The organism is Aquiflexum sp. TKW24L (assembly GCF_023502205.1).
Lineage (GTDB): Bacteria > Bacteroidota > Bacteroidia > Cytophagales > Cyclobacteriaceae > Cognataquiflexum.
The window spans coordinates 158348-175251 of sequence record NZ_JAMFLG010000006.1 but is presented as its reverse complement, the minus strand read 5'-3'; the positions used below and the strand labels follow the sequence as shown (position 1 = coordinate 175251).

Here is a 16904-nt window from a genome sequence, read left to right as displayed (position 1 = left end):
CTACAAATTTCGATAACCCTCCAAGGATTCAAAACCCTTGGAGGGTTGGAAGGTTTATTACATTATGAATTTTCTCTTAGCCATTCTTTCATTGCCAGATACACACCATTGGTCCATCCAAATCCATCCTGAACAGGATATTCACCTCCGCCAGCTTCCAAACTCAGGTCCTCTACGTTATATTTTTCCATCATTTTTCCGGTACGGTCAAAAACCGATTCATTAAGGAAAGTCCATCTTTCGGCCAAAGTTTTAGCAAGGTCTTTTCTGCCATAGTTAATCATGGCCTGGAATCCTATCCACTGAAGCGGTGCCCAACCGTTGGGCGCATCCCATTGCTGCCCGGTGTTGAAATTGGTCGTAACCAATCCTCCCGGCTTCAGAAAATTCTTTTCGACATACTCCAATACTTTAGCGCCTTGTTCCGCACTTGCCATTCCCGAATACAGCGGATACAGCATCGCAAGCGAGGGTCTTTCTACTTTTTCTTTAAATTTGATATGGTAGTCGAGGTAGATGCCCCGATCCTCTTCCCAACAATACCGCTCAATCCCCTCCATCCTATTTTTATGGAACAGTTCCATCCTCGTTATTTCCGTGGAATCTTCTTTTTCGAGTTTCATACCTTTGATAATGACCCGCTCCGTTTCGGCAAGCAGCACATTGAGGTCAATGGGAATCAAGGCAATGGTCTGCACGCTTCTCAGGTCATGGGGGTCGTAAAGCCAACGGGAACTAAAGTCCCATCCTGATTCGCAAGCAGCTCTTAGGTTTCGGAAAAGTTTCTCTGGAAACCTAGTTGATTGGTCGGAAAGCTCCACATCCTCCACATACGATTCAGCCCTAGGAGTATTTTCATCATCCCAATACCTGTTGAGCGCGGTGTCGTCATCCATCCTGACGACACGGTTATAATATTTCCCGGGCAAAGGAATCTCTGTTTCCCCTTCGATCCAAAAGAGGTATTCCATCCAGATTTCAGGTTGGTACTTCTTGATGATTTCTTCTTCCTGCTTGGCTTCAGCCAACAATTCCACCATTTTGGCAAAGAAAGGAGGCTGCGACCTGGACAGGAAGTAAGTCCTATTTCCATTGGGAATATGGCCGACGGTTCGGATCAGGTGGGCAAAATTCTCCACCATGTTTTCGATCAGGTCGGTCCTTCCGGAGACTTTCAACCCCAACATGGTAAAATAACTGTCCCAATAGTAGATTTCGCGAAATCTTCCACCCGGCACAATATAAGGATGTGGTAAAGGGATCAGACTGGAGTTTTCTACTTCTTCATCTGCTTCCCTCGTCAGCAGGTCCCATTGCAATTTGAGTCTATCCTCTAGGTTGATGGCTTTGGGAAGGTTGAGTTTTTTATACTCCGGTTCTTCGGGATAATTAAAATTTTTGTCTAGAAAAGATTTCAAGTCAAACCCCGGGGTTTTTATTTCCTCATAAAAGTCCACTAAGATTTCGTGGACATCCCTTTTGGGGATGCTGTCTACGAAAGTCTTGGAATCAGGAAATACCCCGCTCATCTGGATCACTTCAAAAAGTTCCAGGTATATGTCTTCCGGTTGCTCGTAAAATTTCATGATGCTTGTTTCCTGACTTGAATGTTCAACAAAATTAATATTAGGCAAAGTCCTACAATAGGAATAAGTGAAAAATAAAATGCGGTTGTTCCTCCGTAAGACTCAAAGATATTTCCGGTGATAATTGATCCGGTAGTCCCGCCCAATGCCGAAAATACCACAATGAGTCCCGACATAGAACTTTGCATATACCGTGGCACTGCACTTAGCACTACAGAATTAATAGTCGGATAGATTGGCGCCAAGAAGATTCCCAATATAGGGAAAAGATAAACGACAAAAGGAGCATTGAACCAAGTAATGGTTTCATTCATGACAGGCTGATCAGTAGTGAGCGGCAAAGTCAACAAAACACAGGCTCCCACAAGGATGGTACACGTCAGCGTAAAGGTCAGCCAATGGATTTTTTTCAATACAAATCCTGCCAGCAACCGTCCGATAGCCAATGCGCCAGCCAGCACCGCTCCAGCTTGGATGCCCATACTTGCCGGGACTTTCAGCACATCCTGATAGAATGTCGGCGTCCAAGTCATGAAACTTTGCTCAATCAGCACAAACAAAAATGCTGAAGCGGCAAATACCAAGACAAGCGGTTTGGCTACGAGCTTGATCATGTCAAAGAATTCATCCGAGGCCTTGGTGTTTTCCCTTTTGGATTCCGATTCATTGATCTGGGCAAAGAAGAGTAACAATGCAGCTACCAAAGTCATGACCCCGAGGTACCAATAAATGTTCAGCCAGGATTGGGAAGTGGGGTCGTTATCGTTGACAAACAAGCTGAAGAATACATTGCCGAGCAATACCCCGACCATAAAGAAACCCTCAATGGTACTCATCAGGCTGCTGTGTTCCTTTGGCGAGTCAGTCACCAAGCCGATCGTGGCAAAGACGCTGACTTTGATAATGGCGAAGGAAACACCCACGACGGCAAACAAAATTTTGAAATACCAGAACTCATCAGCAATCATTGGCATCAAGAAACACATTACCGCTACCGCTAACAAAGCGATCAGCATGCCCTTTCTGATTCCGAGTTTGGGAAGAAAAGAAGCCACGATAAAAGAGAATATGGCAATCGGCAAATCCTTGAAACCTTCCAAAACCGAAGCCTCTGCCTTGCTGACATCGAAAGTCCGTTGTACCTGCAGGATGACCGCCCCGACCGAATTGAGCAACACGGCGAACACCATGTAGTTGAAAATCAGGGAGAGCCGGACGAGTAGTTTTGAATTCATAGATAATGTTCACAAAAAGGTACGATTTTAGATTTCAAATCCCACTAAGACACAAAGGCACAAATTATTAATTCTCTTTGTGTCTTCGTGACTTTGTGGGATTTTTTTCTTCAATTACTTTTCCAGCAAGTACCATCCCCGTGGATCGACCTCGATAGCTCCCTCGCTTTTGACCATCACCGGCTTGGCAGAAAGGACATGTCTTTCCAATCCATTGGAAGTTTGGATTTCGACGGGCATGGAAAATGTGATATTCGGCAAACTCACAGCATAGCCTTTCTTCCCTTTTTTGGCTACTTTGATTTTTGGAATTCGGATGCTTTTCAGGTACATGTCAAAAAATCCTTCCAGATCCTGTCCTGTATAATGCTGAACAAACCCTGTGAAGTCGGCCGTTTCTACAAGGTTTTCATAGATGAATCTTTCATCAGAAGCAAAGGCTTTGAGCATCGGAAAAAAGACCTCATCTCCAAGATAAAACCGCAATGAATGGATGATAAAAGCGCCTTTGGTATAAATCTCAGGATGGTAAGCATAATCCGAAGTGGAATTTCTCGGCGAAACTACCGGCCTTGCATTGGCTATTCCTTTGCGGACCGATGCGACTTTTTCAAGATATGAATCTTCCCCACCATGTTCGAGGTAAAACAGCCAATCCCCATATGCCGTCAGCCCTTCGTGCAACCAAAAATCAGCCCAATCCTTCACAGAAACCTTGTTTCCAAACCATTCATGACCCAGTTCGTGGTGCAGCAGCCAATCATATTGAACAGTCCCCATGGGTACAAACTGGAAATTGTTGCCATACGCATTGATGGTCTGATGCTCCATGCCGAGATAGGGCGTTTCGACCACGGCGATTTTGTCATCAGGAAATGGATATGGTCCAAAGTATTTCTCCAAAGTCTTTGCAGAGTTGTCCAATACATCCAAAAGTGCTTTGGCTTTATCCCTGTTTTCTTGCAGGACATAGACAAACATGGGGATTTCAGTACCGTCGGAACTTGTGAAAGTCTTGGATTCTTGATGGAACACACCCAAGGTGAAATTGATATTGTAATTGTTAATGGGATATTGGGTCGTCCAATGGTAGGTTACTTTTCCATCGGATTTTTTGGTCTCTATGAGGCGGCCATTAGAGGCAACAAAATAAGGTTCAGGTGCAGTGAAAATCAGGTCCACGCCATTTAGCGGTTCGCTAGATGGATGGTCAAGGCTAGGCATGAAGATTTTGGCGCCCTCGTTTTGGGAAGACAATCCCATCCAATGCTTGCCTAATTGGTCAATTTCCCAAGTAAAGCCTCCAGTCCAAGGCGGACGGACGGCGATCGGAGTTTTGCCTCCATAGTGGATCTCCACGTCCTGACAGGTGCAGTCTATCGGAAATACATCCAAAGTATCTCCAAAATGACGGAAAGCGATTTCCTTTCCATCCATGATGATTTTGCTGACTGTGTATTCCTTTATGAGGTTCAGCCTCAGCGTATCCAACTTTTCTTTGGAAGAAAAAGTAACCCTGTTGAAGCCTTGGATTTCCTGTTTTTCGGGAAAAATCTCCAGCTCAAGGTGATAGTGCATCACTTGGAACTTTGTCTGCAAAGGATCAATCGGCCCACCCCATGCCCAGTTTTTTTGGATTTGAGAGAATGCTAAGTTTGAGGAGAGAAGTATTATGAATAGTAACAAGGTGCGTTTCATCGATTTTGGAATTGGAATACGGTAAGAATATCTCAGGTTTCAATTTGGTGAAAAGACAGGTAAAAAAGAAAAGGAATGTTTCTGGTAAGGAATATTGTGGATGAGAAGAAACTCAATTACCTATCTAAAAGTGGTTTAAAATAATAAATTGATTCACTATTCTAAAAAAAGGCTAAACTATTTTTGGCCCTTTATGAACATAAATCAAAAAGTTGGTATCAGCTACAAAATCAATCTTCATTTGTCCTCATTTCGATTTGGTATTCCAAGCCATCAAGATTTCTTTTCAATTTTCCAAAATGCTTAGACAAATTCCCCGGAACCTTGCTTTTTCCCAACTTTTCAGCAAGAATCTTAGAAAGTTGTTTTAAATTATTTTTATCTATAACTACTGTCATATTTTTTATATTAGAAAACTCAAAAATAATAATATTCTTCAAATTTAAGGCTTTTGGAAAACATTAGATTAGCGTGGATATGAAAAATCAGAATGTTTCATTTCGGTCACGGATCTTCTAAAGAGGGGAATCTTCTATACCGAAATGGTGGGGAGAATCTTTTGTTAAATTATCCCAACCTAGGAATATTTTGGTTAGGGTTAAACGAAAAAAAGGAGCCTCTCAGCTCCTTTCTTTACAAATAGTATTTTGATCAGATGTTAGGCTTCTGCCTCGACATATTCCTCAACAGGTATACAGCTACAAACCAAGTTTCTGTCACCGTAAGCTGAATCGATCCTTCTGACGGTTGGCCAGAATTTATTTCCCTTCACATAAGGCAATGGATACACTGCCTTTTCTCGTGAGTAAGGGAAATCCCAATTATCAGCCAAAGCCAATACCGCTGTGTGTGGTGCATTTTTCAAGACGTTGTTTTCTTTATCCGCATTGCCATCGGCTACTTCCTGTATTTCATGTTTGATGGCAATCATCGCATCACAGAACCTGTCAAGTTCGGACATGGTCTCTGACTCCGTCGGCTCGATCATCAGCGTTCCTGCCACCGGGAAAGAAACAGTCGGCGCATGGAATCCATAGTCCATTAGCCTCTTTGCAATGTCTTCAACCTCCACACCAAAATCTTTGAATGCCCTGCAATCCAAAATCATCTCGTGTGCAGCCCTGCCATGGATTCCTGTGTAAAGGATCGGATAATGCGCTTCCAATCTTACTTTGATATAGTTGGCATTCAGGATGGCGATCTTGGTGGCATTCGTTAATCCTTCTCCCCCCATCATTGCGATGTAGGCATAGGAAATAGGAAGGATGCTTGCACTGCCAAAAGGAGCTGCAGATATCGCGTGGATCGCTTGTGTTCCGCCTGTCTGCACGACCGGATTTCCAGGAAGGAATGGCACCAATTGCTTGGCCACGCTGATAGGCCCCATACCTGGTCCACCCCCACCGTGAGGAATACAGAATGTTTTGTGGAGATTGAGGTGACAGACGTCAGCACCGATTCTGCCCGGGCTGGTGAGACCAACCTGCGCATTCATATTCGCTCCGTCCATATATACCTGACCTCCATTGTCGTGGATGATCTGGCAGATTTCTTGGATAGCCTCCTCAAACACCCCGTGAGTAGAAGGATAAGTCACCATCAAGGCTGATAATTCGTTGGAATGCTCTTCGGCTTTGGCTTTCAGGTCAGCGACATCGATATTTCCTCTTTCGTCACACTTTATTAGGACCACCTTCATCCCTGCCATGACAGCAGAAGCGGGATTGGTACCATGAGCGGAAGTTGGGATCAAAGCGATGTTTCTATGGTGATCGCCACGACTGATGTGATATGCCCTGATCACCATCAGACCGGCGTATTCGCCCTGAGCACCGGAGTTTGGCTGCAGAGAAGTATCGGCAAAACCGGTGATTTCAGTCAGCCAATTTCTGAGGTTTTGGAACATTTCATAATATCCCGCTGCCTGATCTTGCGGGCAGAATGGGTGTAGCTGACCAAATTCCGGCCATGTCACAGGAATCATTTCGGTGGTGGCGTTGAGTTTCATGGTACATGAACCCAAAGAAATCATCGAATGAACCAATGAAAGGTCTTTGTTTTCGAGTCTTTTGATGTACCTGAGCATCTCATGCTCAGAATGATATTGGTTAAAAACCGGATGCGTCAAGTATTCTGACTTCCTGTTGATACCCTCAGGAAGGATGATCTCAAGTCCTTCGATCAATTCTTCCCAAGTTGATTTTATCTTTTGGTTGGTAGATTTTGCAAAAACCTCCACAAGGGTCTTAACATCCTTCACAGTTTTGACCTCATCGAAAGAAAGTAAAATCGCACCTTCTTCGTACCTGAAATTCATTTCTGAAGAAACAGCAAAAGATTTGATTTTGGACTGCTGAACTGAATCGGTTTTGATTTTGATGGTGTCAAAAAAGTTTTTGTTGGTTTGCTCAAACCCGATTTCTGCAAGGGCTTTGGCTGTCAATTGTGCCAAACCATGTGTTCTCAAGGCGATTTCTTTCAATCCTTTTGGACCATGATAGACGGAATACATACCTGCCATTACAGAAAGGAGAACCTGCGCAGTACAGATATTGGAAGTAGCTTTTTCTCTTTTGATATGTTGTTCACGGGTCTGAAGCGCCATTCTGTAGGCTTTGTTTCCGTCTCTGTCTACTGAAACACCGATGATACGGCCAGGAACCTGTCTTTTATAAGCTTCTTTGGTGGCAAAAAAGGCAGCATGCGGACCGCCATAACCCATTGGGACACCCAACCGTTGGCTTGTACCCACGACTACATCAGCTCCCATTTCTCCCGGAGGAGTCAGTAGGGTCAAACTGAGCAAATCAGAAGCAAAAGCAGTCAAAACATTGTGTTCTTTTGCAGCTGCAACCAAATCAGCATGGTTGATGACTTCACCATCCATGTTTGGATATTGGACCATTACCCCAAAAAGATTAGGATCAGTCAAATCCAAGGTGGAGAGTGGTGCAATCACCAATTCGATGCCAATCGGAGCCGAGCGGGTAATCAACAAATCCCTTGTCTGAGGGAATATTTTTTCATCTACAAAGTAGGTGTGAGCGTTTTTCTTTTCCTTTGGCTTGGAAGCATATAGCATCGTCATAGCTTCAGCAGCTGCTGTGGCTTCGTCAAGAAGCGAAGCATTTGCCATCTCCATTCCTGTCAAGTCCATGACCATGGTCTGGTAGTTGATGAGCGCTTCAAGACGTCCTTGGGCGATTTCGGCTTGGTAAGGCGTGTAAGCGGTATACCATCCCGGATTCTCTAGGATATTTCTCAAAATCACTCCCGGCACAATGGTGTCATAATAACCCAATCCGATGTAAGATTTGAAAATCTTATTTTTGGAAGCCATTTTTTTGAATTCCTTCAAAAACGACGCTTCGGATTTTGCCTCTGGAAGGTCCAAAGGCTTCTCCAATTGGATGGATTTCGGAATCGTTTGGTCAATCAATTCAGTTAAAGATTCCGCTCCGATTTTTTTCAACATCAGAGCAATTTCATTGGCTGAGGGGCCATTATGCCTATTTTCAAACTTAGTAGAGGGATTGAGATTAATCTTCATATCGATAAATAAGGGGGGATTTACTTGGGTTATATTCTCCTCGATTTTTGGTTGTGCAAAGGTAAGAATTATTGAATGATTATGGATTTCAAAATCAAAGAATTACAACCTGTAAACATCTGAATTGACAAACGGTTTTAATGTAATTCAAATTATTTCTATTTTTAAAGCCTTAATTTGAATTACCTCAAAAATAACTTATGAAAAAAAGAATTTGGATATCGGGAGCATTATCCCTTTTGCTTTCACTGAATCTATCGGCGCAGGACGTCACCGCTGTAAAATATGCGTCCACCATCACCGCTGCTGATCTCGAAAAACACCTCACTTACTTGGCTTCCGATGAATTGGAAGGAAGAAACACGGGTGACAAAGGCCAAAAAATGGCAGCTGAATACCTTGTAAAATTTTATAAAGGATTGGGTTTGGCAGGACCTGTAGATGGGTCATACTTACAGAAGTTCAATCTTGTCTCTGTCAATTATCCCGATATCACACTGACAGTTGGCAAACAAAAATTGGTCAATAACAAAGATTTCGTATTTATCGGTGATGGAGATCTAAAAAAAGCAGCTAAAGCAGACTTGGTGTTCTTGGGTCTAGCTTCTGAAGAAAACCTAAAGAAAGTGGATGTCAAAGGTAAACTTGTTGGTCTTTGGGCAATCGGCGCAAGGGCACAGACTGTAGTCGGTGATATCATGAAAGCCGGAGCTGCCGGTATCGTCATCGTGACGATGGAAGGACAGGCAAACTTTGACCGGATCGCAAATAGATACCAATCCCTGAGTGGAACGGGGAGGTTAGGTTTTGAACAACCCACCAAACAAGAACCAATTTTTTTGGTGAGCAGTGATAAAATGGCATCTTTATTTGACACCCCTGTGGAAACCTTGAAGGAAGCTGCCAAAAACAACCCTGAGTCCATCAAGGCACAGAAAGCAAGTTACCTGATCAAGAAAAAAACAACTGTGGTGCCAACTGAAAATGTCATGGCATACCTTGAAGGAACAGACAAGAAAGAGGAAGTATTGGTGATTTCTTCCCATTATGACCACGTCGGCATCAACAGCAAAGGCGAAATCAACAACGGCGCAGATGATGACGGTTCGGGTACAGTTTCCGTTATGGAAATAGCGGAAGCATTTGCAACAGCAGCAAAAGATGGTAAGAAACCAAGAAGGAGCGTTTTATTTCTCAACGTAACAGGTGAAGAAAAAGGGCTTTTGGGTTCTGAATATTATTCCGACCACCCTATCTTCCCTCTTGAAAATACTGTCAACAACATCAATATAGACATGGTGGGCAGGATTGATTATGAATACCAAAATGCAGAAAACAAGGATTATGTATACGTGATCGGTTCAGAGATGCTTTCTTCCCATCTTAAAGTGATCAATGAATACAACAACATCACTTACACAGATTTGATCCTGGATTACAGGTACGATGCAGCGGATGACCCGAACAGATTTTATTATAGATCAGATCATTACAATTTTGCAAAGCATAACATTCCGGTGATTTTCTTCTTCAATGGCGTCCACGATGATTACCATCAGCCAACGGATACGGTTGACAAGATCGAATTTCCTTTGATGACCAAAAGGGCAAAGTTGATTTTCCATACCGCTTGGGATCTCGCCAATAGGGCTGAGAGAACACCTGTGGATGGGACGAATAATAGGTAGAAGTATTTAGAAAATTTGTATCCAGATATCTATTTTCTGGAATGGATATTATTGGATACTAGATATTTATAGATATTGATTATGGTTTGACAGTGAATCATGCTTCAATTTGCCACATGGAGGATTGAAGTTTTTGCAATAAAAAAAAGAAGCCATTCATTTCTTTGATTCCAATGATTCTGCCTTTTCTGGTTTTCTAAAAACAGAAAGGGAATTATCAGAAAGATTAAAGAGGTGGACGGCTAAATTTTTTAAAAAAGCCTATCATTCCATCTATTTTTACTTTAAAAAAATACAAAAGGTGAAAATAGATTTTGAAAAAGGAGCGTCAGGAAACTAAATGAAATTTGATTTCTAAGCCATATTTAAGAACCTCGTTGGCAAGCGGGTTTGATTCTACAAACTCTTTTTCTCTAAAGGGATGTGGTTCAATCCTGCTGTCGATTGCTCTTCTAATTTTCATCAATTCAACTTGCTTTTCTCTTGTATCTGGAAAATCGTTCAAAACGACAGCAATATCAATATCACTCTCCTCAGTCTGAGATCCTTTTGCAAATGAACCGAACAAATAAAACCTTGCTCCACTATGGGTTTCTAAAACCTTTAGGGCAAATTCCTGTGCAATGTTTATAATTTCTTTCCTATCCATTCCAATAAATGATGATTTTGAATTTGTTTGCCATTTAAACAAATCTAAAAAAAAATCAACCTTCAATACCTCCAATCTGAAATGAATTATTTCTACCCAAAAATATTTTTAAATTGGATCTCCGATTGGCTCCAAATAATCCGAAACTGATTTTGAATATGAAAATACCCAAAATTTCCTTATTCCTCCTTATTAGTACCTTTCTCATTTCCTGTTCTGAATCTGATTCCAATAAGCATCTTGACTATTCCGGTTGGGAGACTTTTGGCGGAACCAAAGACGCCGCACGTTATTCTTCCCTCGATCAGGTCAACAAAGAAAATGTCAAAAATCTGGAAGTTGCTTGGACTTACCATACTTCGGATTCCACAGCGCGTTCTCAGATCCAATGTCAACCTATTGTCGCCAATGGAATACTATACGCCACTAGTCCTCAGGTGAATGTCTTTGCTTTGGATGCAGCCTCTGGCAAATTGCTCTGGAGATTCAATCCCTTTCAGATGCTCGGTGGAAAAAACTCTTGGGCGGGAACAAACCGCGGCGTAACTTATTGGGAAGAGGGAGAAGACAAGCGGATCCTTTTTGCGGCAGGAAATTGGCTCATGGCACTAAATGCGGTGGATGGGCGACCGATTATGGATTTTGGAGATGGGGGAAAAGTGGATTTACAAAAAGAACTCGACACGGATTTGAAGGAATTTTTGATCACATCCAATACGCCGGGGATAGTTTACAAAGACAAACTGATCTTGGGCATGCGGCTATCGGAAGGATTGGATGCAGCACCGGGACATATCAGAGCTTACAATATCAAAACGGGTAAAAGGGAATGGATTTTCCATACGATTCCGCATCCGGGAGAATTTGGAAATGATACCTGGCAGGAAGAATACAGAGAAAAGATTGGAGGCGCAAACAACTGGGCAGGAATGAGTTTAGATGAGGAAAGAGGAATTGTCTATGTTCCCACAGGTTCGGCAACCTATGATTTTTGGGGAGGTTACCGACATGGCCAAAACCTCTTTGCCAATTCTCTCATCGCTTTGGACGCCAACACAGGTCAGCGCATCTGGCATTTCCAGGCTGTTCATCATGACATATGGGACAGGGATTTCCCAGCCAATCCAAATTTAATCAGAATCAAAAAAAATGGGAAATGGTTGGATGCCGTCGCTCAGACATCCAAGCAAGGTTATGTCTATACTTTTGACAGGGTTACGGGTGAACCGGTTTGGCCTATCGAAGAAAGGAGAGTTCCCCAATCCGAAATCCCTGGCGACCAAAGTTGGCCTACACAGCCGCATCCCACCTTCCCGGAACCCTTTATGAGGATGGTATTTGAGGACAAAGACATCCTAAATCTAACTCCCGAATGGGAACGGGATATCCGTAAAAAGCTGGAAAATGTCAAATACGGCCACATGTGGATTCCCTCGAGTCAAGACCATGGCATCGTGCTCTTCCCGGGAATGGACGGTGGGGCAGAATGGGGAGGTTCATCATTTGATCCCTATACCCAGACCATGTATGTCAATGCCAATCAGATTCCATGGGTGATTCGGATGACTGCTAACCCAAAATTTGAAAATGTCGGTCAGGGCATTTATGTGAATTACTGTGCCAACTGCCATGGCATGTCGCGAAAGGGAAATCCTCCGACCATGCCGGCAATTGAAAACCTGAAAGCAAAATTTACCAATGCGACACTTTCTGACCTTTTGAAAAATGGAAAAGGAGCCATGCCCGCATTTGCGCATATTCCAGAATTAGACCGAAAGTTATTGGTAGATTACCTGATGGGGATCGAAGAAAATGCTGATGCAGAAAAAAAAGAGCTCGAAGGAGGAAAAGAGAGACTCAATCCACAATACTATATGAATGGCTATTCGAGGCTTTTGACCGAAGATGGCTATCCCGGCATCAATCCTCCTTGGGGGACACTCACAGCCATTGACATGAATACCGGAAGGATCAAATGGCAATCTGTTTTGGGAGAATTCGATGAACTGACAGCAAAAGGAATCCCTGCGACGGGCACCGAAAATTATGGTGGACCTGTTACCACTGCAGGCGGATTGGTCTTTATCGCCGCGACCAAAGATGAGAAAATCAGGGCATTTGACAAGGATACCGGAAAGGTCCTTTGGGAAGCTAAACTTCCTGCTGCAGGTCATGCGACTCCTGCTGTTTACGAGAAAAATGGCAAACAATACCTCGTAATAGCCTGTGGTGGTGGCAAAGGAACCAAGTCAGGAGACGCTTATGTGGCTTTTGCTTTGCCGGATTAAAATGATACCAAAGAAAAAGTCGGACCGGTTTGAAAATTCAAAACCGGTCCGACCTTTAATTTTTTCAGATAATAAATAGGGTTTTCTTCAATTCACTCTATATCTGTTTCTTACTTTTTGCCTAAAAGCGTTTTTACTCCTTCAACCAATTGCTTGAAACCTTCTTTGAAATGTTCTTTGGATTCGCTCAGATTGGGTTCGAACTCCTCCTTTTTTTCTTGGTAAAGCTGTTCGACTTTTTCTTTCCCTTTTTTGAATTCGGCTTCAAGGGTAGTTCTTTTTTCCTTCAGGTCCTCGATCTTTTTTTCGATCTCGTCCTTTGCTTCACCTCCCGCTTGAGTTCCTTTTTCAATTAATTCCTCTATTTTAGTACCTATGTCCTGAAGAATAGATTCTACTTCTTCAAATCCTGTTTTTTTAGCTTCCATAATGGTGTTGTTTGATAAAATATAAAAAATACAATGGTTTCGAATATACTAACTAAGCTACAAACTACCAGCAAACTCAAATATAATTTGTTTGAAATGACAGGGAGCCTTTTTTTGGATTTGGAAAATATCTGTGAACAGCTGGCAAAAGAAATTATTGAGGCCAATACTGAAGAGAATCAGATTCCTATCAAGGTCGAAAGGACCAATGCATTTGAATTTGTATTCAGAATCGGTGGTGATGCACTCATATTTATCTTACAGAGCAACATCGTCAGACTGCCGGATGAAAATTACCTCAGCAAATCCAAGTATTTGAAGGACGATGTTAGCCTGCGGTATTTTGGGCAGGTTCTTATCTATAATTTCTTAAGTGACACGATAGAATTTGGAAGATTGGATGACCCAGGATACCTGATAGGCAGGATTCTCCTTAACCGAGAAAATAAATTCTTTCTCGAAGGGGATAGAAAGATCGTTTTCAATTTCCCTGAACTCAAAGAAAACACTGTAAATCCGGATAAAATGAGGGATTTTGTGGAGCAGTTGGTGGTTTCGGCTTTAGAAAATGACCTGTTGGCACCAGCATTCGGCGATATCATGGTGATTACCTATCAGCAAAAAATCGAACATATTTCAGGCTTGGGAAATCCACAAAAAATTGGCTTTGATTTCTTTGCCAAAAACAAGGACAAGGGATAATTATTCCTCAACAATATCTACCGAATGAGTCTGCTTTTCATACAATTCTGCATATACGCCTTTGAGATCAAGCAAATATTCATGAGATCCCTGCTCGACCATTTTTCCATCATCCAAGACGATGATTTTGTCGGCAAGCTTGGCCGAAGACACCCTATGAGAAATGATGATGGAGGTTCTGTTTTCCATTATTTTTTTCAGGGAATTTAAAATCGCATTTTCTGTTTTGGTATCCACCGCTGACAGACAATCATCGAGTAACAAAATGCTCGGTTCTTTGGCAATGGCTCTTGCGATAGATACCCTTTGCTTTTGACCACCGGAAAGTGTAATCCCCCTTTCTCCAAGTTTAGTCTCAAATCTCTGTGGAAAATCAATAATATTTCCATAGACATCTGCGTCTTTGGCCGCTTTTTCAACTTTTCCTTCGGCAATGGTATCTAATCCAAACCCAATATTGTTAGCAATGCTATCACTGAATAAGAAAACATCCTGAGGCACATAGCCAATCTGCCTCCTTAGGGAGGCAACATCGTATGACTTAATGTCCCTTTTGTCGATCAATATCTTGCCGTCGGTCGCATCGTACATTCTCATCAAGAGGTTGGCGATGGTAGATTTCCCTGAACCGGTAGTGCCGATGATGGCTAAAGACTCTCCGGAATCAATTGAAAAACTCACTTTATCCAAGGCTTTGATTCCTGAATCAGGATATACAAAACTTAAATTCTTGACTTCAATGTCTCCTTTGATATCATCTACAAGATATTCTGTGCTGAGGATATCATTCTTTTCGTCCATAAACTCATTGATCCTAGTTTGGGAAGCTGCCGCACGTTGGATGATACTCGTCACCCATCCTAGAGAAGTCACGGGCCAAGTCAGAATGTTGACATATAATATAAATTCGGCAATGACCCCATACCCTATCGTCCCCTCTATGACCTGCATTCCACCGACATAGACTGTAATCAGGGTGCTGATTCCAATCAATCCCATGATTAAAGGGAAAAACAAAGAATTGACCATGGCCAAGTCGATTGACTTTTCTTTGTAATCCTCGCTTGCTTTGGTAAACTGGGCAGTACTGTCTTCTTCTCTTACAAAAGCTTTGATCACCCTGATCCCTGAAAATGCCTCTTGAACGAACGTACTCAGTCCGGAAAGACTCCTCTGGATTTTTTCAGAACGTTCGTTGATGAGGTTGTTGACATAATAAATACTGATCGAAAGGATCGGCAAAGGCAATAGCGAATAAATTGTCAATTCCACATTGACCGTCAGCATGTAACCGATGACCATAGGAAATAAAAACAAAAGCGTCATACCGTACATGATAGCCGGGCCGAGGTACATCCTTACCCTGCTGACATCTTCGGTAATCCTTGCCATAAGATCTCCGGTGCTGTTTTTTCTATAGAAGCTCAGGGGAAGGGTTTGGTAGTGCTCGAAAATCTCATTTTTCATATCGTACTCCACGAGCCTAGACATGATAATAATAGTCTGACGGATCAAAAAAAGGAAAAAGCCTCTCAAGAGCGCCATAACCAAGATCAACACACCAAAAATAAGGATGAAGTTCATGAATTGACTTCTCGCCTCAACCGCCAATTCCGCCTCTCCAAACACCTGATAAAAGGTAAAACTCTCCACCACATAATCTATGGCAATTCTTACAAGCTGCGCAGGTATAATCACAAAAACATTGGAAATGATGGTAAATAATATTCCCATCAGAAGATATCCCTTATATTTTACAAAATATTTATTGAGGCGCCAAAGTGATTTCACGAAAGAAAAATTTTTAAAACTCTTGATTTGTTTTATAATACTCTTTTAATTGCGTTAGAAAACCTCATTCAAAATATATAATTTTGTGCAGCGCTTTTCAAACACCAATCCCAAATATAACACATTAAAAAATTCCAAGTTCAAATGCTAGAGATTAAAAGTGAGGAAAAAGTAAGGGAAGGCTCCATATATGGACAGATTACTTCTCTTGGCCACGAGCAACTTGTCATGTGCTATGATGAGCCGACAGGCTTAAAAACAATCATTGCGATCCACAATACTGTGTTGGGGCCTGCTCTTGGCGGGACAAGGATGTGGAATTATGCATCGGAAGAAGAAGCAATCACAGATGTGTTGAGGTTATCAAGAGGGATGACTTTCAAAGCAGCGATTTCAGGACTGAATATCGGTGGAGGTAAGGCGGTATTGATCGGAGATCCAAAACTGAAAAATGAGGCTTACCTCAGAAGATTTGGTAGGTTTATCAACAGCCTTGGCGGAAGGTATATCACCGCCGAAGACGTCAATATGAAAACCAGCGATATGGAATATATCGCCATGGAGACAAAATACGTGACTGGCTTGCCTGAAGTAAGGGGTGGTGGAGGAGATCCTTCTCCTGTTACCGCATATGGTACTTATTTGGGGATGAAGGCTGCAGCCAAAAAAGCATTTGGTTCAGACAATCTTTCAGGAAAAAAAATAGCTGTTCAGGGTATCGGACAAGTCGGTAAATACTTGGTCGGATACCTTGTAAAAGAAAATGCACAGGTATTCATCACTGATATATTTGAAGACAGGTTGAAACAGGTATCCAAAGAAACCGGAGCTACTGTGGTGGACCCGAATGCTATTTATGACATTGATATGGATATCTATGCGCCATGTGCCCTCGGCGCCACAGTCAATGACCAAACCATAGACCGGCTTAAATGCAAAGTCATCGCGGGAGGTGCTAACAATCAACTTCAGGACGAAGCAGTCCATGGTAAATTACTATTGGAAAAAGGGATTATTTATGCACCAGATTTTTTGATCAATGCAGGCGGATTGATCAATGTTTATGCAGAATATTTGGGAGGATATAATAGAGAAAACACCTACAAGCATGCAGAAAAAATCTACGATATCTGCACAGCAATTCTAGAAAAGTCCGAAAAAGAAAACATCCCTTCCCAGCAGGCAGCAATAGAAATGGCATGGAATAGAATTGAATCCATAGGTAAAGTAAAATTGCCTTATTGATAAATAAGTTTTAAAAAACCACCTAATTTGTCAAAATCTGAACT

Annotated in this window: 12 protein-coding genes; 4 read left to right on the top strand and 8 right to left on the bottom strand. The window is 42.2% G+C overall.

Annotated features, from left to right (window positions below):
* Positions 1–62 precede the first annotated feature (62 nt).
* From treF to gcvP, 5 genes are all read right to left on the bottom strand, one after another.
* Positions 63–1586 (bottom strand): alpha,alpha-trehalase TreF, encoded by a 1524-nt coding sequence (treF, locus tag M3O96_RS06300; RefSeq protein WP_249719478.1) that lies wholly within the window; start codon positions 1584–1586, stop codon positions 63–65.
* On the bottom strand, positions 1583–2821 hold the full coding sequence (locus M3O96_RS06295; protein ID WP_249719473.1) for an MFS transporter: 1239 nt from the start codon (positions 2819–2821) through the stop codon (positions 1583–1585). Before M3O96_RS06295 ends, treF begins: the two co-directional genes overlap by 4 nt.
* Before the next feature lie 114 nt (positions 2822–2935).
* Positions 2936–4519: a M1 family metallopeptidase gene (locus M3O96_RS06290; RefSeq protein WP_249719468.1), complete on the bottom strand. Its 1584-nt coding sequence runs from the start codon at positions 4517–4519 to the stop codon at positions 2936–2938.
* A 230-nt stretch (positions 4520–4749) separates the two neighbouring features.
* Positions 4750–4959, bottom strand: a complete 210-nt coding sequence (locus tag M3O96_RS06285) for a hypothetical protein (protein WP_249719465.1) — start codon at positions 4957–4959, stop codon at positions 4750–4752.
* Between the two features lie 218 nt (positions 4960–5177).
* The gene (gene gcvP / locus M3O96_RS06280; protein ID WP_249719460.1) at positions 5178–8069 is read right to left on the bottom strand and encodes an aminomethyl-transferring glycine dehydrogenase; all 2892 of its coding nucleotides are present in this window, start codon (positions 8067–8069) and stop codon (positions 5178–5180) included.
* Between the two features lie 200 nt (positions 8070–8269).
* On the opposite strand from gcvP, the gene M3O96_RS06275 reads away from it, so the two are divergent.
* Positions 8270–9757, top strand: coding sequence for a M28 family peptidase (locus M3O96_RS06275; RefSeq protein ID WP_249719459.1), 1488 nt, complete (start codon positions 8270–8272; stop codon positions 9755–9757).
* Positions 9758–10085: 328 nt separating this feature from the next.
* Here the strand turns inward: M3O96_RS06275 and M3O96_RS06270 are convergent, their stop codons facing one another.
* Positions 10086–10406 carry a nucleotidyltransferase domain-containing protein gene (locus M3O96_RS06270; RefSeq protein WP_249719456.1) on the bottom strand — a complete coding sequence of 107 codons (321 nt, stop codon included), beginning with the start codon at positions 10404–10406 and terminating at the stop codon, positions 10086–10088.
* 158 nt (positions 10407–10564) lie between these two features.
* On the opposite strand from M3O96_RS06270, the gene M3O96_RS06265 reads away from it, so the two are divergent.
* Positions 10565–12694, top strand: a complete 2130-nt coding sequence (locus M3O96_RS06265) for an outer membrane protein assembly factor BamB family protein (RefSeq protein ID WP_249719452.1) — start codon at positions 10565–10567, stop codon at positions 12692–12694.
* A 110-nt stretch (positions 12695–12804) separates the two neighbouring features.
* Here the strand turns inward: M3O96_RS06265 and M3O96_RS06260 are convergent, their stop codons facing one another.
* The gene (locus M3O96_RS06260) at positions 12805–13122 is read right to left on the bottom strand and encodes a hypothetical protein (RefSeq protein WP_249719450.1); all 318 of its coding nucleotides are present in this window, start codon (positions 13120–13122) and stop codon (positions 12805–12807) included.
* A gap of 96 nt (positions 13123–13218) precedes the next feature.
* On the opposite strand from M3O96_RS06260, the gene M3O96_RS06255 reads away from it, so the two are divergent.
* Positions 13219–13824, top strand: coding sequence for a hypothetical protein (locus M3O96_RS06255; RefSeq protein ID WP_249719448.1), 606 nt, complete (start codon positions 13219–13221; stop codon positions 13822–13824).
* Here M3O96_RS06255 and M3O96_RS06250 read toward each other — a convergent pair whose 3' ends face one another.
* Positions 13825–15615 carry an ABC transporter ATP-binding protein gene (locus M3O96_RS06250; RefSeq protein ID WP_249719444.1) on the bottom strand — a complete coding sequence of 597 codons (1791 nt, stop codon included), beginning with the start codon at positions 15613–15615 and terminating at the stop codon, positions 13825–13827. It lies immediately after the preceding gene.
* Positions 15616–15759: 144 nt separating this feature from the next.
* Here M3O96_RS06250 and M3O96_RS06245 point away from each other — a divergent pair, with 144 nt between their 5' ends.
* A complete protein-coding gene (locus M3O96_RS06245) occupies positions 15760–16860 on the top strand; it encodes a Glu/Leu/Phe/Val family dehydrogenase (RefSeq protein WP_283773955.1) in 1101 nt (366 codons plus the stop codon).
* The last annotated feature ends 44 nt before the right edge of the window (positions 16861–16904 follow it).

What these genes read in the sequence shown, in the direction of transcription:
- M3O96_RS06295 (WP_249719473.1), bottom strand. Translation starts at nt 2,821, where the DNA reads ATGAATTCAAAACTACTCGTCCGGCTCTCCCTGATTTTCAACTACATG.
- M3O96_RS06255 (WP_249719448.1), top strand. Translation starts at nt 13,219, where the DNA reads ATGACAGGGAGCCTTTTTTTGGATTTGGAAAATATCTGTGAACAGCTG.
- M3O96_RS06270 (WP_249719456.1), bottom strand. Translation starts at nt 10,406, where the DNA reads ATGGATAGGAAAGAAATTATAAACATTGCACAGGAATTTGCCCTAAAG.
- M3O96_RS06265 (WP_249719452.1), top strand. Translation starts at nt 10,565, where the DNA reads ATGAAAATACCCAAAATTTCCTTATTCCTCCTTATTAGTACCTTTCTC.
- M3O96_RS06275 (WP_249719459.1), top strand. Translation starts at nt 8,270, where the DNA reads ATGAAAAAAAGAATTTGGATATCGGGAGCATTATCCCTTTTGCTTTCA.
- M3O96_RS06245 (WP_283773955.1), top strand. Translation starts at nt 15,760, where the DNA reads ATGCTAGAGATTAAAAGTGAGGAAAAAGTAAGGGAAGGCTCCATATAT.
- gcvP (WP_249719460.1), bottom strand. Translation starts at nt 8,069, where the DNA reads ATGAAGATTAATCTCAATCCCTCTACTAAGTTTGAAAATAGGCATAAT.
- treF (WP_249719478.1), bottom strand. Translation starts at nt 1,586, where the DNA reads ATGAAATTTTACGAGCAACCGGAAGACATATACCTGGAACTTTTTGAA.
- M3O96_RS06290 (WP_249719468.1), bottom strand. Translation starts at nt 4,519, where the DNA reads ATGAAACGCACCTTGTTACTATTCATAATACTTCTCTCCTCAAACTTA.
- M3O96_RS06260 (WP_249719450.1), bottom strand. Translation starts at nt 13,122, where the DNA reads ATGGAAGCTAAAAAAACAGGATTTGAAGAAGTAGAATCTATTCTTCAG.